General features: G+C 69.2%; 26 protein-coding genes. 15 read left to right on the top strand and 11 right to left on the bottom strand.

Annotation, left to right across the window (positions count from 1 at the left end):
• The first annotated feature begins 81 nt into the window (after positions 1-81).
• Complete coding sequence (locus ACMCNK_RS00220; RefSeq protein ID WP_412734310.1) at positions 82-1152, top strand: hypothetical protein; 1071 nt, start codon at positions 82-84, stop codon at positions 1150-1152.
• A gap of 240 nt (positions 1153-1392) precedes the next feature.
• On the opposite strand, the gene ACMCNK_RS00215 is transcribed toward ACMCNK_RS00220, so the two are convergent.
• The 4 genes from ACMCNK_RS00215 to ACMCNK_RS00200 all read right to left on the bottom strand — a co-directional run bounded on the left by ACMCNK_RS00215 (position 1393) and on the right by ACMCNK_RS00200 (position 5547).
• On the bottom strand, positions 1393-1980 hold the full coding sequence (locus ACMCNK_RS00215) for a recombinase family protein (protein WP_412734309.1): 588 nt from the start codon (positions 1978-1980) through the stop codon (positions 1393-1395).
• On the bottom strand, positions 1977-2873 hold the full coding sequence (locus ACMCNK_RS00210) for an AAA family ATPase (protein ID WP_412734308.1): 897 nt from the start codon (positions 2871-2873) through the stop codon (positions 1977-1979). The genes ACMCNK_RS00215 and ACMCNK_RS00210 overlap by 4 nt, the downstream gene beginning before the upstream one ends.
• 3 nt (positions 2874-2876) lie before the next feature.
• Complete coding sequence (locus ACMCNK_RS00205) at positions 2877-4367, bottom strand: Mu transposase C-terminal domain-containing protein (protein WP_412734307.1); 1491 nt, start codon at positions 4365-4367, stop codon at positions 2877-2879.
• Between the two features lie 109 nt (positions 4368-4476).
• The gene (locus tag ACMCNK_RS00200; protein WP_412734306.1) at positions 4477-5547 is read right to left on the bottom strand and encodes a hypothetical protein; all 1071 of its coding nucleotides are present in this window, start codon (positions 5545-5547) and stop codon (positions 4477-4479) included.
• 286 nt (positions 5548-5833) lie between these two features.
• On the opposite strand from ACMCNK_RS00200, the gene ACMCNK_RS00195 reads away from it, so the two are divergent.
• The 6 genes from ACMCNK_RS00195 to ACMCNK_RS00170 all read left to right on the top strand — a co-directional run bounded on the left by ACMCNK_RS00195 (position 5834) and on the right by ACMCNK_RS00170 (position 9518).
• Positions 5834-6448, top strand: coding sequence for a recombinase family protein (locus ACMCNK_RS00195; RefSeq protein WP_412734305.1), 615 nt, complete (start codon positions 5834-5836; stop codon positions 6446-6448).
• Entirely contained in the window at positions 6445-6987 is a 543-nt protein-coding gene (locus ACMCNK_RS00190; RefSeq protein ID WP_412734304.1) for a barstar family protein, read from the top strand. Before ACMCNK_RS00195 ends, ACMCNK_RS00190 begins: the two co-directional genes overlap by 4 nt.
• A complete protein-coding gene (locus tag ACMCNK_RS00185) occupies positions 6984-7832 on the top strand; it encodes a hypothetical protein (RefSeq protein WP_412734303.1) in 849 nt (282 codons plus the stop codon). Before ACMCNK_RS00190 ends, ACMCNK_RS00185 begins: the two co-directional genes overlap by 4 nt.
• Positions 7825-8454, top strand: a complete 630-nt coding sequence (locus ACMCNK_RS00180) for a hypothetical protein (RefSeq protein ID WP_412734302.1) — start codon at positions 7825-7827, stop codon at positions 8452-8454. The genes ACMCNK_RS00185 and ACMCNK_RS00180 overlap by 8 nt, the downstream gene beginning before the upstream one ends.
• A gap of 136 nt (positions 8455-8590) precedes the next feature.
• Complete coding sequence (locus ACMCNK_RS00175) at positions 8591-9187, top strand: recombinase family protein (RefSeq protein WP_412734301.1); 597 nt, start codon at positions 8591-8593, stop codon at positions 9185-9187.
• A 1-nt stretch (position 9188) separates the two neighbouring features.
• On the top strand, positions 9189-9518 hold the full coding sequence (locus ACMCNK_RS00170) for an STAS domain-containing protein (RefSeq protein ID WP_412734300.1): 330 nt from the start codon (positions 9189-9191) through the stop codon (positions 9516-9518).
• A 137-nt stretch (positions 9519-9655) separates the two neighbouring features.
• Here ACMCNK_RS00170 and ACMCNK_RS00165 read toward each other — a convergent pair whose 3' ends face one another.
• Genes ACMCNK_RS00165 through ACMCNK_RS00150 form a run of 4 tightly spaced genes read right to left on the bottom strand, consistent with a single transcriptional unit; the run spans position 9656 to position 12024 of the window.
• Positions 9656-10630: a helix-turn-helix domain-containing protein gene (locus ACMCNK_RS00165; protein WP_412734299.1), complete on the bottom strand. Its 975-nt coding sequence runs from the start codon at positions 10628-10630 to the stop codon at positions 9656-9658.
• On the bottom strand, positions 10614-10832 hold the full coding sequence (locus ACMCNK_RS00160; protein ID WP_412734298.1) for a hypothetical protein: 219 nt from the start codon (positions 10830-10832) through the stop codon (positions 10614-10616). The genes ACMCNK_RS00165 and ACMCNK_RS00160 overlap by 17 nt, the downstream gene beginning before the upstream one ends.
• The gene (locus ACMCNK_RS00155) at positions 10829-11392 is read right to left on the bottom strand and encodes a hypothetical protein (RefSeq protein ID WP_412734297.1); all 564 of its coding nucleotides are present in this window, start codon (positions 11390-11392) and stop codon (positions 10829-10831) included. Before ACMCNK_RS00155 ends, ACMCNK_RS00160 begins: the two co-directional genes overlap by 4 nt.
• Before the next feature lie 59 nt (positions 11393-11451).
• Positions 11452-12024 (bottom strand): recombinase family protein, encoded by a 573-nt coding sequence (locus tag ACMCNK_RS00150; RefSeq protein WP_412734296.1) that lies wholly within the window; start codon positions 12022-12024, stop codon positions 11452-11454.
• 186 nt (positions 12025-12210) lie between these two features.
• On the opposite strand from ACMCNK_RS00150, the gene ACMCNK_RS00145 reads away from it, so the two are divergent.
• The 6 genes from ACMCNK_RS00145 (at position 12211) to ACMCNK_RS00120 (ending at position 18510) form a co-directional block, all read left to right on the top strand.
• Complete coding sequence (locus ACMCNK_RS00145; protein ID WP_412734295.1) at positions 12211-13800, top strand: Mu transposase C-terminal domain-containing protein; 1590 nt, start codon at positions 12211-12213, stop codon at positions 13798-13800.
• A complete protein-coding gene (locus ACMCNK_RS00140) occupies positions 13800-14558 on the top strand; it encodes an AAA family ATPase (RefSeq protein WP_412734294.1) in 759 nt (252 codons plus the stop codon). The genes ACMCNK_RS00145 and ACMCNK_RS00140 overlap by 1 nt, the downstream gene beginning before the upstream one ends.
• Positions 14555-16066: a hypothetical protein gene (locus tag ACMCNK_RS00135; RefSeq protein WP_412734293.1), complete on the top strand. Its 1512-nt coding sequence runs from the start codon at positions 14555-14557 to the stop codon at positions 16064-16066. Before ACMCNK_RS00140 ends, ACMCNK_RS00135 begins: the two co-directional genes overlap by 4 nt.
• Positions 16059-16772, top strand: a complete 714-nt coding sequence (locus ACMCNK_RS00130; protein WP_412734292.1) for a helix-turn-helix domain-containing protein — start codon at positions 16059-16061, stop codon at positions 16770-16772. The genes ACMCNK_RS00135 and ACMCNK_RS00130 overlap by 8 nt, the downstream gene beginning before the upstream one ends.
• Before the next feature lie 538 nt (positions 16773-17310).
• Complete coding sequence (locus ACMCNK_RS00125) at positions 17311-17652, top strand: hypothetical protein (protein WP_412734291.1); 342 nt, start codon at positions 17311-17313, stop codon at positions 17650-17652.
• A 258-nt stretch (positions 17653-17910) separates the two neighbouring features.
• Positions 17911-18510: a hypothetical protein gene (locus tag ACMCNK_RS00120; protein WP_412734290.1), complete on the top strand. Its 600-nt coding sequence runs from the start codon at positions 17911-17913 to the stop codon at positions 18508-18510.
• Between the two features lie 145 nt (positions 18511-18655).
• Here the strand turns inward: ACMCNK_RS00120 and ACMCNK_RS00115 are convergent, their stop codons facing one another.
• From ACMCNK_RS00115 to ACMCNK_RS00105, 3 genes are all read right to left on the bottom strand, one after another.
• Positions 18656-19222 carry a DUF6879 family protein gene (locus ACMCNK_RS00115; protein ID WP_412734289.1) on the bottom strand — a complete coding sequence of 189 codons (567 nt, stop codon included), beginning with the start codon at positions 19220-19222 and terminating at the stop codon, positions 18656-18658.
• A gap of 13 nt (positions 19223-19235) precedes the next feature.
• Positions 19236-20084 carry a helix-turn-helix domain-containing protein gene (locus ACMCNK_RS00110; protein ID WP_412734288.1) on the bottom strand — a complete coding sequence of 283 codons (849 nt, stop codon included), beginning with the start codon at positions 20082-20084 and terminating at the stop codon, positions 19236-19238.
• Positions 20085-20209: 125 nt separating this feature from the next.
• Entirely contained in the window at positions 20210-20437 is a 228-nt protein-coding gene (locus tag ACMCNK_RS00105; RefSeq protein WP_412734287.1) for a hypothetical protein, read from the bottom strand.
• Positions 20438-21113: 676 nt separating this feature from the next.
• On the opposite strand from ACMCNK_RS00105, the gene ACMCNK_RS00100 reads away from it, so the two are divergent.
• Positions 21114-21368 (top strand): hypothetical protein, encoded by a 255-nt coding sequence (locus tag ACMCNK_RS00100; RefSeq protein WP_412734286.1) that lies wholly within the window; start codon positions 21114-21116, stop codon positions 21366-21368.
• 225 nt (positions 21369-21593) lie between these two features.
• The gene (locus ACMCNK_RS00095; protein ID WP_412734285.1) at positions 21594-21809 is read left to right on the top strand and encodes a hypothetical protein; all 216 of its coding nucleotides are present in this window, start codon (positions 21594-21596) and stop codon (positions 21807-21809) included.
• Positions 21810-21904: the final 95 nt, after the last annotated feature.

Here is a 21904-nt window from a genome sequence, read left to right as displayed (position 1 = left end):
TGCCGTCCTGGTAGTTCTGGCTCAGCCGGCTGCCGTGCGCTGCCGTGGGGTGCGTCACCAGGCGGCAATCATCACGGGCGCATGGCCGATGAGACCGGGGTGAACCGGCTTCGGGTACAGGGGGCGCACGGCAGCGCGGTGGGCGCCGAGGAGCTGTCGGCTGCGCTGCTGAGGCTGGAGGACCGGGTCGCCGTGGACGCCGCCGCGGGCTACGCGGCCGCGGTGGACCTCGAACGACGGGCGGAGGCGCTGGGGGACGAGGCCCTGCTGATGCGGGCCCGGTTGTGCTGGATCGACATGCTCCGGCGCACCGGCGATTTCCGGGAAGCCGCACGGCATGCCAGGGGCGTCCAGGCGTGGGCTCGCAGGTCCGGCGACCGCCGGATGCGGGCGCGTACCCACCTGGTGCAGGCCAGTATCGAGCGGCTTTGCGGCCACGGGGCCAAGTCGCTGAGGCACGCGCTGGACGCGGTCGAGTTGCTCGATGAGACGGCCACCGCGCACATGCAGGTCTGGCACCGTCTGAAGCTCGCCGATGCGCTGGCCGAGTACCGCGGTATGGACGCGGCGCGGCCGCGGTACCGCCAGGCCGAGGACCTGGCCCGCGAGCTTCATCAGTGGGAACAGCTCACCGTGACGCTGAACAACTGGGCCTACTCCGAGTACCGGGCCGGTGACCTCCCGCGGGCCAGGGAGGTCGCCGGGCGGATGCAGGACCACGCCGTCGCCCGCGCCTACCACCTTGACCCGGACGCGCTGGACACGATCGCGGCGATCCAGATCGCCAACGGCGACTACGCCGAGGCGGAGCAGACCATGCTGGTCTGCATCGCCCGCTACAAGGGCGCGGGGCCGAATGACGCCGACGAGCTGGCCGAGTACCTGCTGACCCTGGCCAGGGCTCAGCGTCTTCTCGGCGCGACCGGCCGGGCCCTGGCAAGCCTGGACGCCGCCCACACGCTGTGCACCGAGCGTGGCCTGCGCGAACTTCTGGCCCAGGTGTACCAGGAGAAGGCCGAGCTGCACGCCGCCCGCGGCGAGCACACCGAGGCGCTCGCCGCGCAGAACGCATCCATCGCCGCCCGCAGAACCTCCCCGCGGCGAAAGCCCCTGCGCGTCATCCTGCACGCGCTATTGCGGACCCGCCGCTGACAGGCGCGAGCGGGCCGTCGACCGGCGCGAGGCCCGCATGGATCAGCGGGAGATCGATGACGAGCTTCGCCCGATAGAACGCTCCCCCTCACAGTTGAGCCGAGCTCGGGGCGAGCGAGATCGGTGCAGCGTTAGCGGTAGCGATGATCTTGTCCGTTAGGGGCCCCCAACGGACACCCGCAACCGGCACCGGCGCACGCCGGGGACCAGCGCCCTGACCTGTCTGTGACCTTCAGTGGTCTACGGCGCTGAATCTTCGCCAGTAGTCGGCAGGGCGGCGGGTGGCCGTGCGCGGTACAGCTTGGCTCTTGAGACGCCGATCAGCTCGGCGACCTCGACGACAGGTACGCCGCGGTCGCAGAGTTGGCGGGCCAGTTCGTCTTGCTCCGGGCTGAGTAGGGGTGGTCCTGGTTGCCGGCCAATCTTGCGGCCGGCGGCGACGGCTGCGGCGAGCCCCTCTCGGGTGGATTCGGAGCGCCAGACGTTGCGGGTGTCGATCAAGCCTTGGGTGATCTGGCGGAGGAGTTCGCCGTGTTCGACGGTGTCGAGTTGCTCGTGCAGGGCGCGGAGCCGAATCCCGCGATGGTCGAGGCGGATGAGCAGCTCGGCCAGGTGTTCCAGGGAGCGCCCGATGTGGATGAGGCGGCAGACGACGAGGGTTCCGCCGGCCGGAAGCGCGGCGAGCGCGCGATCGAGCTGGGGCTGCTCGGCGCGGACAGGGATCCGTTCGTCGCAGTAGATCGCAGTGCATCCGGCGCCGGTCAGTTCGGCCCGGATGGCCGCAGTGTCCTCGCCGGCGCGGGTGCGGGCGTAGCCGATGACGGTCACGGCACGCCGATGACCAGGGTTTCGCGGGCGGCTTCGACGACTTCCTTGGTGATCACGGTGAGGTGGTTGATGTCGAGGACCCGTTTGATCTGGGCGACCAGGCGGGCGGTGAGCCGGAAGTTGCCACTGGTGACGCGGATGATCGCGGCGAGCGCTTCGGCCGTGGTGAAGTCGTCCGGGTCATGCAGGGCGAGCTCGGGCCAGTGGCGTGCGAGCACGAACGCCTGTTCCTCGGCCGAGAGCACCCGGAAGTGGTGCACGAATCCGACGCGGCTGTAGAGCTGCGGGTAGCGAGCCAGGCGTTTCTCGATGCCGGGCATGCCGATGAGGATCAGACCAACGCCGGTGCGGTCGTGCCGGTCACGTAGTTGTTCGAGGGTGGCGGTCTTGAGCCGGTCGGCCTCGTCGACGATCAGCAGTTCGGCGAATCGGCCCTGGTGGCGCGTTAGCAGCGGTGGGCCGTGCTCGGGGTGTTCGAGACTCTGCACCATCCAGGAGACCCGGTCCTGGATGTAGGCCAGGTCCTTCTCCACCCGACCAGGGCTGTTGTGCACCTTGGGGGTGTAGACCGCGCTGCGGGTGTCGAGGATCTCGCGGGGGATGTGGTCGGCCTCGAAGAACTTGAACGTTTGCACGGCGTACTCGACCAGGTCCCAGCGGGCGTAGCGGCGGGCGGACAGGGTCTTGCCGACGCCGGGCGGGCCGTAGCACAGGCCGATGTAGCGCTCCCGGCGTACCGCGTCGGCGAACTCGGCGAAACGCCGGTACTCCTTGGTGACCACGAAAGGCGCCGCGGTGGCTGACTGGGGCTCGACTTCCGGCAGTAGGGCGACGGGAGTCTCCTCCTTCGCCCGCCGCGCGGGTGTGTCGCCGCCGTCGACGAGGTCGGCCATCGTTCAGTCCTCCCGGTAGAGCTTCAGCGCGGCGGCGCCGGGCCGGATCGGCTCGGGGTCCGGCGCCGCCGGGGTGGGATCGGATGGCTGGTGCACCGCGAGGAGCCGGTCGACGACGCTGGCGCGCCGCGTCAGCCCGTGGGCCAGCCCGCGCCGGCGGGCATTACGGGCGGCGGAGATCTCCTTGATGCCGATGGTCTGCGTGGCCAATTCTGGGCAGATCGCCCGGCACAGGAACCGGTCGTCATGGAATACGCGGATCTCGGCGACGTCCCGAGGGTCGTAGCGGATGGTGACCGGCTCGCCGACGTACTCGCCGAGCACTGTCACGTCGAGGTAGCGCAGGCCGAACAGGTGGATCCCGTCGGGGTGGACCTTGCGGGGCTTGGCGATGGTGAGCAGCAGCAGGTCGAGCTGCTCCATGGAGGTGGGCAGGCGCGGCAGGAACCCGGCGGCGTCCCAGCGGGCCTGCGGCGGCTGGCCCGTCTCGCTATGCGGCTGCTGGTTGTACTGCGCGACGACAAACCGGCCGATCGCCACGTCAAGCTCGGCGAGGCTGAGTCGAGCCTGCCCGGCCCGGTCCTTGGTGCCCCGTGGGGCGTAGCCGGGCAGGGCGGGCAGGCACATCTGGTTGATCGTCTCGATGTACCGCTCGATCTTCCCGCGACCACGTGGCCTTCCCTTGCCGGAGAACATCAGCCGGATCTTCAGGTCGGCGGCGACCTGCTCCATGTGCTGGGAGGTGAAGTCCGAGCCGTGGTCGGTGTAGAAAGTGCCCGGGATGCCGCAGACGTGCCAGCCCGGCTCGCCCTTGCGCCAGATCGCCTGCCGTAACGCGAGTGCGGTCTGGATCGCCGACGGGGCGCCGAGGTTGACCGCGTACCCGGCGATGGCTCGGGAGTGGTCGTCCTCGATGACGGTCAGCCAGGGCCGTGCCGGCTTTCCCGAGGGGGCGATCACCCACAGGTCCAGCTGGGTGTGGTCGGCTTGCCAGATCTCGTTCGGTCCGGCCGCCTCCCGACGGTGGATCAAGTCGAACACCTCCCGGTACCGCTTATCGCCGTCCAGGGCCAGGGTGCGCATCGCCGGGTCGATGCCCCGCACGATCGCGTACACCGTGGCGTACGACGGCACCGGCCAGCCCTGGTTCTTGGCCACGTCGACAACGACGCGGTGCACATGCGCCGCCGACGGCTCTGGCGGGCGCAGCGCCAAGCCTTCGATCAAGAGCCGCAGATCCTCGGGCAACCGCGTCGTGCCCCGGTCGCTGCGCGCCGAACGCGCAAGCCCGGCCAGCCCGTCAGCCCGGTAGCGGGTCAGCCACCGCTGCGCGGTCCGCAACGCCACCCCTGCCGTTCCCGCCGCGCGGGCGAGCGGCACCCCGTCTTCCAGGTGCGGACGCAGTACCCGCCACCGGCGCAACGCCTGGGCCCTCACGGCATCTGGCAACTCGGCCAGACTGTGGGCCGTCAACGGGGCGGGCGAGCCGCGCACCACATCAGAATAGGTCTAAGCCTGTCGATGTCACGCGGAGGGACCTGACGGTGTCGCTGCGGTACCCGGTCATCCACAAGGCCCAGAATTCCGCCGGGCGGTCCAGCTTCTACCCCCCTGCTAGCTGAGGAAAGGCTTCGCGCACGGCGGTGAACGCCTGCCGGTATCCGTGGCGCCCGTGGACGTATGCCAGGCACACCAGCGTTTCGAGCGCCGCTGCCAGTGAGTCCTCCATCGCCGAGTGGAACAGGGCGCTGATCGCCCAGTCCTGCGGTGACTGCTCGTACTCCCCATTGGGTGGCACGGGAACGCTGGTCCGGGCGATGTCCGCGGCGCCCAGAATCGGCCAGACCATCGCGCTGTCGTCGAACGGTTTTGGTACTTTCCTGCCCTTGCGCAGGGCGGCGACTGCCGGAGCGATCTGTGGAAGATCAACGAGGCCGGCCTGCTCTAGTGACCGCAGCGTCGCCCAGGTCGCGATCTGCCGCTGCGTGGCGTCGTCCGCGTCGGCGACGGCAAACTCCAGATCGATGTCCAGTTCGGAGATCGCGCTGAGGTACAGGCCCTCGGCGTGGCGGAGCCGGTCGTTCGGGATCCGGTCGCCCCACCGTTCCCGGGCTTGCTGCTCCTGCTCCGCCGCTTCGCGCTGCTCGTCTTCCTGCTGCTCTTGGGGTGTCAGCGTCCGCCGGGCCCGGTGCCAGTATGCCGCCCGTTTGCTGCTCTGCTTCACGATCTTGCCGCTGGCCGGCGGGGCAGGCCAAAACTGCAGCAGGTAGGCGTCAGGGGTCTCGTCGGTGGTGTCCGCCTCGTCCATCCCGCGGATGCTGTACCGGACCCGGTAGTCGTTGCGGGGCAGGTCGAACTCGAAGGGGTCGCCGTCCAGCCCAGCCAGGACGACTCGGTCAGACAACGCAGTAAACGACACCTCCACGATTTCGTCCCAGCTGTCGTCGAGCGCCGGGGCGCTGGGGTGCAGCTCGACCCGGAACGGGAGCCAACCGGTGTGCGTGCCGGTGGTCAGCACGAGGACTCCCTCGACTCCGGCGCCGCAGAGGCCGTTGCTCTCATCCGAAAAGGCCTCTTCCAGGTCGTACGCGATCTCGTACGGGTCCTCGCCGCTGGCTACCGACGCCGAGCCGTATGTCACGAACACCCGCGGTTCGTCCAACAGCACCTTCATCCCCGAGCACCTCTCGACCGCCGGCATCGCTGACGCACGTCCTGCCGTTCAGATCATTCGACACCACCGGCGCCTGGTCGCGTGACCGAACAATGGCGGATGGCGTTCGACCTCGCGCCATGGCTGGCACCGGACGCCGAGGTGCGTTCCACATCCAAGGAAGTGGAACAGCGGTCCGCAGGCTCATTCGTGGGGTCCGGAACCGGCCGTTCACCGTTCCACAATTAGTTCCACAATTGACGTTCCGAAAAGATGGTACGGGGACGAATTTCGGTACGATCAGGGTGTGACTGCCGCCGTACCGCACCCGCCAGCCGGGCTCGACCTCGGCTACGCCCGCGTCTCCACGACCAGGCAGAGCCTCGAGCGGCAGCTCGACGCCCTGGCGGCCACGGACATCCCGGACGAGCGGATCTTCACCGACAAGAGGACCGGCGCCACCGTTGACCGCGAGGGCCTCGCCGCACTCCTCAAGTACGCCCGACCCGGCGACACGATCGTCGTGCACACCCTCGACCGGCTGGGCCGCAACCTGCGCGAGGTCCTCAACCTCGTCCACGATCTTGCGGAGCGCCGCATCGGCGTACGGTCCCTGGCCGACCCGCTACCGATCAACACCGCCGATGAGGGCATGGGCCGCATCGCGTTCCTGCTCCTTGCGTTGTTCGCTGAGATGGAGCGCACCTTCACCGCCGAACGCGCCGCGCACGCCCGCGCGGTCGCCGAAGCCGCGGGCCGGCGTGTCGGCCGCCCGGTCGCACATCCCGCCGACAAGATTGAATACGCCCGGCTGCTCAAGGCCCAGGGCACCAGCTTGGGAAAGATCGCCGCCAAGACCGGTATACCCAAGACGTCGCTGCACCGCTACCTCGTGGGCCAGGCCGCGGCGGAACCGGCGTGAGCGCGTTCGATCCCGACGCCGAGCAGTCCGGCGACGTGGCGTTCCGGCTCATGGCGCCCTCGTTCGTGCGCCTGTTCTGGCGCACGTCGGTGCTGCAGACCGCGGTCGGTGAGCTGCGCGAGCGTGGCTACCAGGTAGTCCGGCTCGACGCCGTCGGCTGGATGCGGGAGGCGGACCTGCATCGCGACATCGCCGCCGCGCTGGACTTCCCCGACTACTACGGCCGCAACCTCGACGCGCTCAACGACTGTCTGCGCAACGTGGTCACCTGCGACTACGGCACCAGCCGGGAGGCGACCGGGCTGGTGCTGGTCTTCATCGGCTATGACGCCTTCACCCGCCGTTGTCCCCGGGCGGCGCAGGTCGTCCTGGACATCTTCGCTGATCAGGCCCGTGCAGCGGCGCTCATCGGCCACCGCATGTGCTGCCTGGTGCAGTCCGACGACCCGGCCATCCGGTTCAACCCGGTGGGCGCGATGCCGGTGATGTGGAACGACGCCGAGTGGTTGGACTCCAGCCGGCAGCAGGACCGACCATGACCGAGTACTCCTGGCCCGACCCGGGCACGTACGACCCGGATCGCCTGCAGGCGGCCTGGCCGGCGACCGTCACCGCTTTGCCCGTCGGGGCCCGGGTCACGGGCGAGGTCGTCGCCCGGCAACGGTTCGGGGTGTTCATCCGCATCGACGGGGTGCCTGACGCGATCGGGCTCGTCGAGATCACCGCGATGCCCCGAGACCTGTCCCTGCCCGAGATCGGCCTGATAGTCACCGGCGAGGTGGTCGGGCATGCCGAGCACAACCACCAGGTCAAGCTACGACTGCTCTTCTCCCCGGACGGGACCACCGCAGGTCGGGACACCTCCGCCGCAGACGTTCCGTTTGCCGGAGCGGCCCGGCTATCGCACGCCGGTCACGCCTTCATCAACTTCAAGAACCGGACCTATCAGTGGGTCGACATCCAGCGTTTCGCATTACCTGCACCGGGGGCCGACGACACGTCGATCCTGGCGCTGCTGATTGACCACGAGCTCTACGGCGACAATTACGCTGGCGGCGACCCTGGCGGCGACCCACTCCGGCACGGCCCGTACTGGCGCGACCGGATCACCCCTGGCTGCTACGACCCGATCGAGCCCGACACTGCCGCGCGGCGGCTACGGTCCTGGGCCGAGCAGTTCGCTCCGGTGCCGGAACACCTGCTGCCTGAACTGGAGCGGGAGGTGTACCAGCCGCTGCGCACCGCCGAGCAGGCGTACCAGCTACGCGACCTCGGCCGAGCCGCCTTCCACGATTGGGGCGGTGTCCACAACGAGTTCCACGAATTCGTGCTCATCGACCGTGCCAGCCGCACCCTCACCCTGGTGGTGGCCGCCGATGACTGAGCAACCGTACGACCAGCAAAGCCCGCCACCAACCACGGCGGACGAACTCCCACCCCGCGGCGGTCACGCAGATACGGCGTCGCTCGAGCAGGCGCTGCGGGGGCATCTACTCGACACGAACGACGAGCAGCGCGCCCATTGGGTAGCGCAGCGTCGACCCACTGCCCCCAGCGACCGGACCAACTGGTGGCTTCATCTGCTCCTGCTGGTGAAAGACGGAGTCTACGAGCGGCCGCAAATGCGGCGTCGCGCCTGGGCGCGCCTGTATCTCTGGGCCGTTGACCACGCCACTCAGACGGGTGTCTTCACGTCTGACGAGGCTGCGATCCAGGTCGCGTCGTTTGTCGCCGAGCTGCGCTATCGAGAGATCGCCGGCGATGTCGCCGACGTCCTGCCGCCTGCAGACTCGATCGTCCGGGACTGTCTGAGCCAGATCTCCATTCCGATCGATGCCATTCCCGACGCCACAGACCTCCGCCTGCTGGACATAGAGACCATGCGCCGATCCCGGCAGGCTAAGAAGCTGGTCAGCGCCGCTGGCTGGCACCAGGACCAAGTCGAAGATCCCCAAGTTGCGAGTCAGCTGGCGGCCTGGAGGGCGGTGCTGCCTCAGCTGGTATGACGGATATCGCGCGGTCTGCGCCATTCACCGCTGAAGGATCAGCGCCGTCTACCGCCGAAGGTCACACGACCTGTCCCACATAGGGTGTCCGGAGATTTGTCCGATGAGCGGGGGCTATCCGGTACGCTCACCAACCGTGACCGCCGTCCGGATCGGGTACGCCCGGTGCTCCACCGACAAACAGGACCTGGAAGCCAACCGGCGCATCCTGCTCGACCTCGCCGTGCCGGCCGACCGGATCTACCTCGACCGGGCCTACTCCGGCACCACCCGGGCCCGGCCCGGCCTCGACCAGGCCCTCGCCGCCGTACGCCCCGGCGACACCCTCGTCGTACCGAAACTCGACCGGCTCGCCCGCTCCGTACCCGACGCCCGGCAGATCGGCGACACCCTCGTCGGCCGCGACATCCGGCTGCAGCTCGGCACGATGATCTACGACCCGACCGACCCCATGGGCAAGATGTTCTTCAACATCCTCGCCACGTTCGCCGAGTTCGAGGTGGACCTGCTACGGATGCGCACCCGCGAGGGCATGGCCATCGCCCGGGCCAAGGGCAAACTCAAGGGCCGGCAGCCGAAACTGTCCACCGCCCGGCAGACCCACCTGCTCAAACTGCACGCCGCCGGCGAGCACACCATCGCCGAACTGGCCGAGCTGTTCGAGGTGTCCCGGCAGACGGTGTACCGCGTCCTCGAACGCGCCCAAGCCACCACCACCACCACGGCGGCGTGACATGACCGACCTCGCCATCAGCACCCAACCCGACAACGATCGCACCGTCCGCCTGCTCGCCACCGGTGAGATCGACATGGCCAGCGCCGAACAGGTCACCGCCGCCGTGGACAAAGCCCTGACCACCCACACACCCGCCCACCTGATCATCGACCTGACCGCAGTGACGTTCCTCGACTCGACCGGCATAGCCGCCCTCATCGCCGCGAAGCACACCACGGCGGAACAGGGCTGCACGCTGCGTGTCACCGGCGTCCACGGCATCGTGGAGCGCGTCCTGGACGTCACCGGGCTGCTCGACGTGCTCGACGGGCCGCCGCCTCACTCCTAGATCAACCGCTTAGCGATGTTTTCGCTGGAAGCCGGCACCCCTTGTTGGCGGATAGGTGAGTGTCCGCCAGCGGCCGGCCCACCGTACTGGTGAGACAACGACACCGCTGCTGAGCAGGTGGCAGGCCCCCCGGATGATCAGTCGTGCCCGGTGTCCGAGGGTGGGCGTCCGTAGACGGTGCGGTAGTAGCCGGCGAACCGGCCCGGGTGCCCGAAGCCCCATCGGCGCGCGACCGCAGCCACCGCGTCGCCGTAAGCGGCGGCGTGCAGGTCGTGGTGGGCGTGGGCGAGCCGGACCCGGCGCAGGTAGACGGTGGGGGTGGTGTCGAGGTGGCGGCGGAAGCCGTGGTGCAGGCCGCGGACGCTGATCCCGGCTGCGGCGGCGATGTCGGCGAGGGTGATCGGCTGGTCGGGGTGGGCGTCGATGAACGCCACGGCACGGCGGATCACGGCGGGCCGGACCCGCCGGGAGCCGACGGCGGTGGGATCGCTGGTGTGCGGGAACGCCGCCAGCACGGCGCTGACCGCCACGTCGAGCGCGCTGGTCAGGGCCAGCGGATGGCTCAAGGCGGTGTCCGGGTCTGCCAGGGCCCGGTGCAGGAAGTGCACGGTCGCACGGACGTGGCGGCCCATCGCGGGCGAGGTGGGGGTCAGCGCGGTGAGCCGGAACGTGTCGGGGTCCATGCCGGCGCGGGCGGCGACCGGCGCCAGCGACAGGCGCAGCAGTCTGGTGTCCATGTCGCGGGTGGTCCCGGTGAACGGTTCACCGACCGGATAGGCGATCGTGTCGCCGGCGCCGATCTGGAGCTCGTCGCCGTGGGCGTGGAAGCTGGCCTGGGCGCGGCGGGCCGTGGCCACGCATAGATACCTGTACGGGGGGCAGTCGACACCGACCGTGATCGGGTTGGTGATGTCGTCGACGGCCAGCGGCCCGGCCTCGATGGTGCGCTGCCGGTAGCGGAAGGCGCCGGCATCGCCGGAGATCCTGATCCGGGTGCCGGCGTAGGTGGCGCGCACGATCTCGACGGCCTGCTCCGGCTCATCGGTGGCCAGTTCGAACCGGCGCACCGGGACGGCATCGCCTGCTCGGGCGCCGTCAGCGGCGGGACACATCGGGATTCTCCTCGGAGCCGCAGGTTGAGTGGCAGTACCAGCCTTGCATCGCCGGGAAGACGCCACCATTCTCGATGGCCTGAACCAACCAAAAGGCTGTCTGCGCGCGGACGGTGGTGGCGTTGATCGGGGTGAGCGACAACCTGTTGTCCTCCACGCCGACGACTTTCTGTCCCCTGTTGGCGGGCTCGGTCGGGCTCACCGAGATTTGCTGCGTGACCAGGGTTGGTATGGCAGGGTGGCAGGCTCGCGGGGTGGAGGCGCCAGGTCGCTACCCGGCCAGAACGGACCCTGCGCGACGAACCCGCGGACGGCGTCGGTCAGCTGGTCGAGCTGGTGTTGCCGCTGTGCCGGTCCGACTCGTGCCGGGGGCGCGTCGGCGTAGTAGATCGTGTGCTCGGTGTGGGGCCCTTGGGCCAACAGGCTGGCGGCCGCCGCGGGCAGGCCGAGCGGCATCGCATCGCACAGGCGCTGACGGCTCAGCCGTACGACCGCGTTGACGACCGCCTCCCAGTCGCCGATGTGGATCCAGCCGGCGCCGCCGTTGAGCTCGTACGTCAGCGTCGACAGGGGCACCACGCAGCCCGGGCGACGGCTGGGGAACTCGGTCAGACACCGGTACATCAGCCCGCCGTCGGGCTGCGGGACGGCACGGTGCAGCAGGGTCTGCGCGTGGACGATGGTGGCGTTGATGGGGATGGGGTGCTCTGCCGCCCGGTACGGCTCGTGCACCGCGAGGAAGTACACATCCAGAACTGTCACCGGTTCGGCTCCTCACGCAGGGAGTGGAGGGATGGGGCCGCCAGCGGCCAGGTGGATGGTCAGCGTGCGGCGGTGGGGTTGAGATGGGCGTAGACGGTGCCGCGGGTGACGCCGAGGGTGGCCGCGATCTGGTCGACGGTGAAGGTCTGCGACGCGTACATCTGCCGGGCGACGGCGATCTTCTCCGGCGTCATCTTGCGGGGCCGGCCACCTCGGCGGCCGCGGGCCCGGCGGGTGGCGATGGCTTGCAGCCCGGCGGTGGTGCGCTCGCGGAGCAGGTCGCGCTCGAACTCGGCCAGTGCGGCGAACAGGTGAAAGGTCAGCTTCCCGGACGCGGTGGTGGTGTCGACGTTCTCCCGCAGGGAGCGGAACTGCACGCCGCGTTCGTGGAGGGCGTTGACGGTGTCGATGAGGTGGCGCATGTTGCGGCCGAGCCGGTCGAGCTGCCACACGACCAGCACATCGCCCGGCCGTAGGTAGTCGAGGGTTGCGGCGAGCTGGGGCCGGTCGGCGCGGGCGCCGGAGGCGGTGTCGGTGAACACCCGGGCGCAACCCGCTTTGGTGAGTGCGTCGTGCTGCAGGGCGGGGTTCTGCTCGCGGGTGGAGACGCGGGCGTAGCCGATGGCCGTCATGGCCCTCGACTGTACGGTTCGTCCGTTGGTGAGTGCGGATTCCTGAACGTTGATTTTCTGACGGTTTTCTGACTAGGGTGCGGCGTGGTCACTGCGGACAGTGGCTAGTGGATCTCTGTGTGTGGTTGACCGTTCGTGTTTTCCGACAGCGGCCCGGGGCCGCGGACGCGCCGGAGAGGATCCGTGGTGGGCCAGGTCGACCCGGAGCAGCGGGCGACGACGGTGGCGCGGCTGGTCGCGTTGCGGGCGGCTGGCTCGTTGACGCCGGCGCACGTGCGGCTGGCGGCCGGCGGGCTGGGTGTGGACCCCCGCACGGTGCGGCGGTGGATCGATCCGAAGGGCGGGCAGCCGGGGCCGCGCGGGTTCGCCGCGTACGCGCTGTCGGACACTGACCGGGAGGCGTTCGCGCACTATCGGGGCAACGTCGCTGCGGTGGCCCGGGCCCGGGCCGCGGTGGTGGCCGGGTTGGGTCGGGTGGCGGGGGCGCCGGTGCCGGACTTCCTGGTCGCCGGGTGGGCGGGGGCGGCGACGGTGAGCGAGCGGACGCTGCAGCGGGCGTTCGAGCGCCAGTTGACCCCGGCGGAGCTGGCGGCCTGGCGTACCGGGGAGGAGGGTCGTCGGGCGGCAAGTGTCTACCTGACCCGGCCGGTGACCGGCCGCAACGTGGTCTGGGAGATGGACCACAAGCAGCTGCCGATCCTGGTACTGCCGCCGCGCGGGCCAGCGGTGTGCCCGTGGCTGACCAGCATCATCGACGACGGCACCCGGGCGCTGGTGGGGTGGACGATCGCGTTGACCCCGCACACCGGCACCGTGCTGACCGCGCTGCGGATGGCGCTGCTCGTCGACGAGACCCGCGGACCGTTCGGCGCGATCCCGGCGATGGTGCGCGTGGACCGGGGACTCGAGTTCGCCGCCCAAGCGGTCAAGGACGCCCTGGCCGCGTTGTGCGTGGACTCGCACCGGCTACCGGGCTTCCACGCGCACCGCAAAGGCAAGATCGAGCGGATCCACCAGAGCATCGAGCAGACGCTGCTATGCGGGCTGCCCGGCTACACCAAGGGCCCGCGGGACGCCGCCGGCCGGCTGCATGGTCCGCTGTCCGACCGGGCGGTCGACCGGGCAGCGGCCGAGGGCGCCGCGGTCACTCCGATGCGGATCGAGCGGTTCGTCGCGGAACGGTTCGCCCCGTGGGTGAGCTGGTACAACACCGAGCGTCCGCACAGCATGCTGGGCGGGCGAACGCCGGCGCAGGCGTGGACCGACGACCCAGGTGCGCTGCACCGCGTGGAGGCCGCCACGCTGCGGCACCTGTTGCTGGCCGGCGTCGAGCGGACGGTGAACAAGGACGGCGTCCGGTTCAACGGCCTGGCCTACGTCGCTCCCGAGTTGCAGGGCCGCGGCGGGCAGGCCGTGCACGTGCGGTTCATGCCGCACGACGACCGGTTCGTCGAGGTCTACCTGGACGGGGCACACCTGTGCACGGCCTACCCGCAGGGACAGCTGTCGGCCGAGCAGGTCGAGGCGTTCCGCCTGCATGCCAAGGCCGAGACCAAGCGGCTCGGTACGGCCCGGCGGCGGGCGGCGGCGCGGACCCGCGCCGAGCTGGCCCCCCTGACCGGGGACGAGGTCGGCGCGGCCGAGTCGCGCCTGATCCCGGCCGGCGGCGCCCGAGAACTCACCGGGCGGGCCGCCGACGAGCTGCTGCGCCGCCGGGCCAAGACGAACCTGCTCGGACTGATCGACCCCACGGCGGCGAGGGAGACCACCAGCTGATGCCCGCCCACTTCCTCAACCTGCCCGGCGCCACCACGCTGCCCACCCCGACGTACCAACTCGCCGCCCGCGTCGTCGACGACCTGGTCGACCAGCTCGCCACCGGCGTCATCCACGGCCCGGCCGGCACCGGAAAGACCTTCGCGGTGGACGCCAACCTGGAACGGCTGCGCGACGCCGGGGAACACCGGGTGGTGACCTGCTCGCTGGCGTTCCCGTCCAAGCCGACCATGCTGCGGGTGGCCGCCGAGCTGGTGCGCGCGTTGACCGGCAGCCCGGTGCCGAACGCCCGTAACCGCTTCAATCTGATCAACCAGCTGATCGGGCTGCTGTCCGGCACTCCGCGGCTGGTCGTGGTCGACGAGGCGCAGCGGCTCAACGGCGAGTGCATCGAGCTGCTGCGCCATCTGCACGATCACACCGACACCCGGTTCGCGCTGCTCTACGTCGGCGGCGACGGCTGCTGGGAAGTGCTCTCCCGGGAGCCGATGCTGCGCTCGCGGGTGTTCCGCCGGCTGCCGTTCAAGCCCCTGACCCGGGAGAAGGTGCCTGCTCTGATGCGCGGCTACCACCCGATCTACGCCGACGCCGACGAGGCGCTGCTGGCCGACATCGACGTCGTGTACGCCCACGGCACCCTGCGCGACTGGGCCGTGTTCACCCACACCGCCGCGGCGCTATGCCGCGAGGCAGAGCTGGACACTCTCGACGCCGACGTCACCGGCAACGCATATGCGCTGCTGGGCGGGCTGCAGTGAGAGTCTCCGAGGGGGATGGGCCGTGGCTCGGCTGGGTCGACAACGGCGACGACCCCCCGGACACCGCGAGGTATCTGCGCATCGTCGACAGCTACCGGCGCAGCCCCGGCGCCCGCGACGACTACCAGCCCGTCGTCGTGCGACCCACCCCCGGCGGCGGCGACCGGACCGCGACAGGATTCGACCTGCTGGCCGCACTCGGCAAGCTGCCCCACGTCATGCAACACGAGCAGTTCCGGCTGCGCCAACCCGACGTGTGGGACAGCGCCGTGGCGTGGCTGATCGGTTCCGGCATCACCGACCTGGTCATCGACCGCGCCCACCAGCTGCCGCGCGGTCGGCTACTCGACCTGGCCGCAGCCGCCACCCGGGCCGCCGCGACACCATGGATGATCTGGAGCGGCCCGGACGATGAGGCCGCCGCCCTGGAGGTCAAGAACCTGACCGCTGCCGGCTACCACGTCGCGCGGATGTCGGTCACCACGATGCACAGCCGGATGCCGGACCCACACCCCGCGACGAAGCTGGCCGCCGCGCCGGCACCGGCGTCGCCCACCCTGCCCACGGCCGACTTCACCACCTTCCGCGCCGCCTGCCGCCGCCACCTAGGCCGGGACGCGTTCACCCGCGTCGACGCCGAGTACCGTGGCGCCGTCGAGCGCACCGACCAGTGGATGGCGCACCTGCGGCACCTACATCCCGGCGACGACCTGCTGATCCTGCCGCCGGCGCTGACCGACGTCGCCGCGCCGCTGGTCGGCTGGCTGCGCGACGTGCAGATCGGCCCGACCCCGGACGCCGGGACCGCGCTGATCACCCTCCGCGCTACCCAGGCCGCCCTGTTCGGCCACGCCATCCTGCTGCGCTGGACCCCGGACGCGCTCGGCCCCGACCCGGGCGGACGGCTCCCCGGTGACCTCACCCGCACCGCCGCCGCCGCGATCAACACGGGCGCACGTACAGCGAGCGCCGCAGCCACCGCGCTGGCGCTGCACCTCAACCTTGCCCCGATCCATCTGCACTGCCTCCGTGTCGGCCACGTCGCCGACGACGGCTCCTACCTGGATGGGCCGCCGGACAGCAGCACCGGTCACCACCACGGACTCGCCCATGCCCTGCTCAGCGCCGAAAGCCCCAGCGGGATCGCCGAACGTGCCTGCGCCGGCACGATCCTGATCCCCCGACACGCCCGATCGATCATCGCCGCGCACCTGGCCTACCGCCGCGGTCAAGGTGCCGAGGACCACGACCCGTACTTCGTCCACCGGCTCGACCCCCGACGCGAGCCGACCGCCATGCTGCGCGAGGCCGCCGTGCGCACCTGCCGCCGGCTCAACCTCAACCCGCCGTGGCTACACCGCGACCCGTGCAAGTACGGCGCCGACGTCGGTCTGACCCGGCGCACCCAGGGCTGGCTGGTCGAGCGTGGCCTGGCCCTGGCCCAGCTCGACCGGTACGCGGCCGCCCGCCGCCCGGCCTACCGCTACCAGGCAGCCCGCGATGAATGACGACGACCCGCTGCAGCAACGGATGCACGCCGCCGGACTGTCGCTATGGGAACTCGGCGACCTCCTCGGCGTCCACCCGCACCACCTGCACCGCTACGACACCTCCGGTGGGCTCGCTGGCCAGTCGGTCCGCACCCTGATCGAACTCGCCGCCCGGCTCGACCTGCACCCCGCCGACCTGGTCCCCGCGCTGGAACCCGTGCTGGCCAACCGGCGTGAGCCGCCGGCCGCAGCACGGGCTGCCGACCTCGACACCGACGCCCTGGCCGTACTCACCGCCCTGGCCACCAGCAGCGTGCCGCTGACCGCGGAGGAACTGGCGACCGCGCTGACATGGCCCCTCGACCGGGTAGCGGCCGCACTGCACCACGCCGCCGACCAGCCCAGCCTCGCCGGCCCCGTCGCCCTGCGCCGCATACCACCCGCGACCTGGACCATCACCGCACGCCGCGACATCCTCACCACCGAGCAGCAGCAAGCCGTCACCGAAGCCGCCGGCTACCGCAACGCCCTGACCGTCAACGAAGCCAACGTGCTGCTCGCCGCCCATGCCCTCGGCAACACCCCCGACTACGCCGGCTGGCGCCAAGAGCACCTCGACACCGAGCAGCAACTCAAGACCGCCGGCCTGTTGCGCTGCATCAACGGCCCCCACCACGCCGAACTCCACCCCGACGTCGTCTTCAGCCTCAGCCGCTACCAGTAGCGATCACGGCTGGTCCCCGGACAACCCGTCGTTGCCTACCCCACCCTGACAACAGGTCGTCGGCACTCAGGACAGAAAGTCGTCGGCGACCGGGACAAAAAGTTGTCGGTCAACACGATCGGCGCGACACGCCGTGCGACACGCCGAGGAGTGCCCCCACTGCCCCCACTCCGAAGCGGCGGCTTTCCGCACCCACGTTGACCTGCAGTTCCGCCGCGACACGCCGTGTGACACGCCGTGTAGTGCCCCACCAGCCCTCACCGCGCGGGGCGGCCTGAACATGTCCTTGACCTGTGAGGACTCACCTGCTGCCCCCACTGCCCCCACCTTGGCGACGAATCCCCCATATGGCTTTGGCGCCCTCGCGCCGCCGCGTGCGTCCAGTCCGGCCCAAGTTGGCCAGTCCGCTCGAGGTTGGCCAACGGTGTGGCCTGCGTCCGCGTGAAGTTGGCCAGCGCCTCGTCGGAGGTCTGCGGCGGATTCCCCGCAGGAGCATTTCCCGATGTGGCCCTGCTCCCGCCCGGCTAGGGTCGTTGCGGTGCCAAACGACATCGCCCGCGGATACGAGATCCGCATCGTCGGCTGCGCGGATATCGACGCCGCCCAGGACCTCCAGCAGCCGCTGGCCCGGCTGCTCTGTCCCGAAGAGGACCATCCGCCGCCGTGCCCCGTGCCCTGGAGCTTCAGCCAGACCGAGGACGAGGCGGGACAGCCGGTACTGCTGCTGCTCCTGTGGACCACCGGCGACACCGCCGACGAGGTCACCAAGCGGGTACAGGCGCACGTCGGCCCACGGATGACGGTCAGCGTGACAGCTGGCGCCGGAGAGGAGTTCAACACCGTCGCCGAGCAGTACCGCATCGAGCAAGCCCCACGCTGACACCGAAACCGCACAGTAAGGCCGGCCACGAAGTGCCGACATGATCCGGACGATTGCCGGCCACGCGTCCGCGTGAAGTTGTCCCGGCGCAGGGGCACCGTCGGCACAGGTGCCGCATGTCAGCGGACCGGACAGCGTGCGCGTCCCGTTCGGCTGACGCTGCCTGTACCCATCCGCACTCGAGGCGCGGCGATGCGTCACAGGCCACGGCTACGATCGGGCCCTTTGGATGATCAGCAACCACGGGGGAGGACCGCGATGGGCTACGGGGTGATGGCATGGGCAGTCGATCTTGACCGTGTTCGGGCCGAGATCGGAAGCGGGGACACCACACTGGCGCAGCGGTACGGTGCCAGCTTCACCGAGCGCCACCCGGCCGTGCAGGCGTTGATCGACGACGTGACCGGCGACAGGACGGCCATCACGCTCTCGGAGGTCGCCCGACACATGATCATGGGTGAGCCGTACGACGAACGAATCGGATTCGCGTACGGCTACTTCCTCGAGCACCTGTGCGACCTGCAGGGCACCTTTCTGGACAACCCTCGGTGGATGCCGGTCCCGGTCGACTGGTGCCAGCGCGTCGACGAGGCACTCGCCGGCGCGGGACTGCTCGCCGACGGCTTCTCCACCTTCAACCTGGTGTTCGGTGGCTCACCCGTACCGCTGCCGCGAATCGACGGCTTCCCGGGAATCGGCTATCAGGAGTACGGATCTCTCGAAGAGCCAGCGCGGCTCCTGGCCGGCGCCGGGGCGGCCGACATCGCGGAGGAGTTCCAGGACGCCGCGTACGACGTGTTCCAGTGGCTCAGCGAAGCCCATCAGTCGCGGCGATCGGTGGTGGCCTTCTTCCACTAACCCCGCCGGCCCGTTCGGCTACTGTAGGAGCCTTCCTCGGCACGTCGTCCCCACACACACGGGGGTCATCCCTGCCCGGCGCTTTACAAGGCGAGGACGGCAACAGTCCCCGCATACGCGGGGGTTCTCCCTACAAATGGGTAGGTCAGCGCGCTGCTGGCCGTTCTGCCTGCCTACGCGAAAGTGACACGACCCGCCGCCGGAATTCAGATGCGGCGGACAGAGCGGCTGGATCGGTCTCCAACTCGACTAGGCGGCGATACCCGCACTCATCGAAATGCATGATCATAACTCGCGCCTGGGACGTACCTTCGTCGAGTAGCCACCAGTCGGTGTCACCGAAAGGCGCGGGTGGAAGCTGATTCAGCATCGAACGCAGGAGGTAGTCAATCTGCTCGCCCGCCTCTGTGTTCCACCGGTCCATCCATGCCATCCACCGCTGATAGTCGGTGATCGGGGTGTCGACGATGCGCACTCGGCCGATGGTCTTCCCTGCTCGTGTCTGTGCCGCCACCTGACGCATCCACGCCCCCAACTCAGGATTTTCCATGGGCGACTCAGGGTGTCCATCCAGGAAAGCCCGTAGTTGCGTCTCCTCATAGCCGATGTCGTACTGCCGCTGCTGCTCGAAGCGCCAGGCGCTGTGGTCGTAGTCGCGCAGCTGCTGCCAGAACTCGGTCTCTGGTCCGGCATCGGTTAGGGCACGTCCCATGGGGTTCCTCCAGTCAGGTGCGTCGTTGTCGCTGCAGAGCGTCGTTAATGAGGGCCCGTGCACGGTCACCCTCGACCGCAGATTCCCAGAGCACGTCCATTTCTCTGTTGAACTTAGCCACCTCGTCAGCAAGCGTGCGCTTCTCGTCGTCGATGACGATGTCGACGTAGCAGGTATCGCCGTAGAGCTCGAATGATCCGGTCATCGGCTGCCCTACCGCAACATCCAGGGGGTAGATGCCGAGACGCACGTTGGGTAGCCCGATGGCGGCCTGGAGAAGGGTGAGCTGGCCCTGCATAATCTCCGCAGTCGGCCAGCCCGAACGCAGAATACTCTCGTGCAGGATGAACTCGAACCGACGTCCTGGCTCATAGAGAAAGCGGACGCTCGCCTGCCGGGTGGCGACTGCTTCCGCTACGTCATCGACCGATCCGTACTTGCCGTGCATCAGCTGCAGCACAGCTCGGGTGTAGTCGGGCGTCTGCAGAAATCGCGGAATCCATACCATCTCTGCGAATCTGAAAGTCGTGCATGACTCGATCAGTTGGTTGTAGGCCGACTGCACTGGTTGCTGGCCGTCGCGGAAGCGTCGGTCAAAAGTTGATCGCAGCTGCTGGGCCTCGGCAAGCATGGCGCGCCACTGCTCCAGCTGCGCCTCGCCAGCCTCGGTCACTGCCGCCCAGAGGGCCAGTTCCTCGCTCGTCGGTAGCTGCTTACCGCCCTCAATCCGACTGATCTTGGACTGGTGCCAGTTGAGGTTCTCGGCGAGCTTCTTAGCGGGCATCTCACCGCGCGCGGTACGCAGCCGAGTAGCGAGCCCGTCGTGGCGGGTCAGCATCTCAGTTACCTGTGGTGTCTTCATGATCCGCTTCCTCGGGTTCGTAGACGGCCAGGTTCGTAGCCCGAGGGTTGAACTGGTAGTTCCGTATGTGTTGGAAGGTGGGCCCTACCCAGGGGTTCACCTAAGCGAACCCCTGACTTCGGCGATCAGATCCTGCCGTCGAGACGGGCGCGCACAAGTTGGTCGACGATGTTGGCTGGTATCTCTACGCCAGCCTCATCCGGTGCCAGCTGGCGCAGTTGCGCGGTCTCGCGCTCAGTGAGCTGCCAACCCTGGATGACGAACGTGTCCCGGTCTGTGCGGTACGCCGCGGGGCACCCGCCGCCGCCGGAACCATGGTCCTTGAAGAGGAACTCCAAGGTCATCTCGTCCATGTCATTACCTCCTGCGGGCATGACGAGCAACTGTTACCCGATCGTCGCATCTATGCGTGCATTTGCACAGCCCTGACGCTCGGGGGCCCGCAGTCCAGCGCCCCAGTGGCTACCACCTGGCGGTGACGTCCTAGCAAGTTGCGCGAACGTCTTGACAACTTGCACGAATGCACGCAATGTTTGGGTAGATGCGCGTTGATGAGGTAGCAAGACCGCCAACTGCCCGGGAGGTGTCACGGTGTCGGACTACCAGCAACGGCCCCAGTGCGACGGGATCTTGCGCAACGCCATCGGCAGCAGACCAACGTGCGGGCGCAGCGGGCAGCCGACCCCCGTCCACCAGCAGAACCGCTGATGCGAAACCGGCGCCGCGACCCGGCAACAACGCGCCTGCTCGCCACAGTCGACAGCGAGTCCCGGCCCTATACCGACCGCCGAGCCCGCTATCTACGAGCTCTGCATTATCAGCGCCTCCACGACGAAGGCGCTTCCCGGCGGCGCTGATGTGGTGCCAAACGCGCCCTCGATGAAGCGCTGGCCGACGCATCGACGCCAATGGGTCGGTCATGACCGTGCGCTAGGCGACACGGCTTGATCGACATCCATGGATGCGCGTCAACCCCCGTCAACTACCAGAGGAGATCACCGCCATGCAGGGTGGATGGGTCATCTGCCCTTGTCGATCAACGACCTCGAGGAGGCGATGAGCATGGAGACAGCCATGGTGAGTGCAGCCCGCCCCTCCAGCCGCGATCTACTGGGTGCCTACATCGACCTGCTGGGAGGCGTGGCCGTCGTCGCCGACTGGCTCGAGGTTCCCCGGGTCCAGGTGCAGGCCTGGCTGGCAGGGACTGAGCCGGTACCGGTCCACGTCGTGTTCTGGCTGGACGACGCCGCCGGCCAACTGCCCGCAGAGGACGCCGACTGGTAGGTCCTGCGAGGAGTCCGCACCCCTGGCCAACTACACCGGAAGGAGAGCCCGCCGTGACCGCGCCCACGTCGCCACGCACACCGGCGCGGGACCGCAGCGAGCCCGAGCGGTGCCGCCCGGGCCCAGGGGGGAGCTGGGCAAACAGGACGAAAATGGCGATCAAAGATGCCGACACGCCGACCCGGGTGCATGCCTCCGGTTTTTTGATGCGAAAAGATGTGCGTCATGAGCGAGCAGACGAAGCGGCGCCGCCGTGGACGCCCGCCCAGCTTCACGGGCACACCGTTCGAGGGCATCGAGCCGGAGCTCGTGCAGGGACGGGTACCCACACCACTGGCGCAGCGGTTCAAGCAGGACGCGGACAGTCGCGGCCAGTCGGATGCGGTGCGCCTGACGGAGATTCTCGAGGCGTACTACCGGCTGGAGGCGCAGAGCGCGTAGCAGGGGTACGGGCAGGGCCCGGAAAGAGGAGCACCCCCCAACCGGCGGCAATCGGTCATCGGGGGGCGCATTCGCTCAGTGAATATTCGGGGATC

Source organism: Krasilnikovia sp. MM14-A1259 (assembly GCF_047159535.1).
Taxonomy (GTDB): Bacteria; Actinomycetota; Actinomycetes; order Mycobacteriales; family Micromonosporaceae; genus Actinoplanes.
Note: the sequence above shows the minus strand (reverse complement) of the source record. Positions and strands in the feature narration are given on the sequence as shown.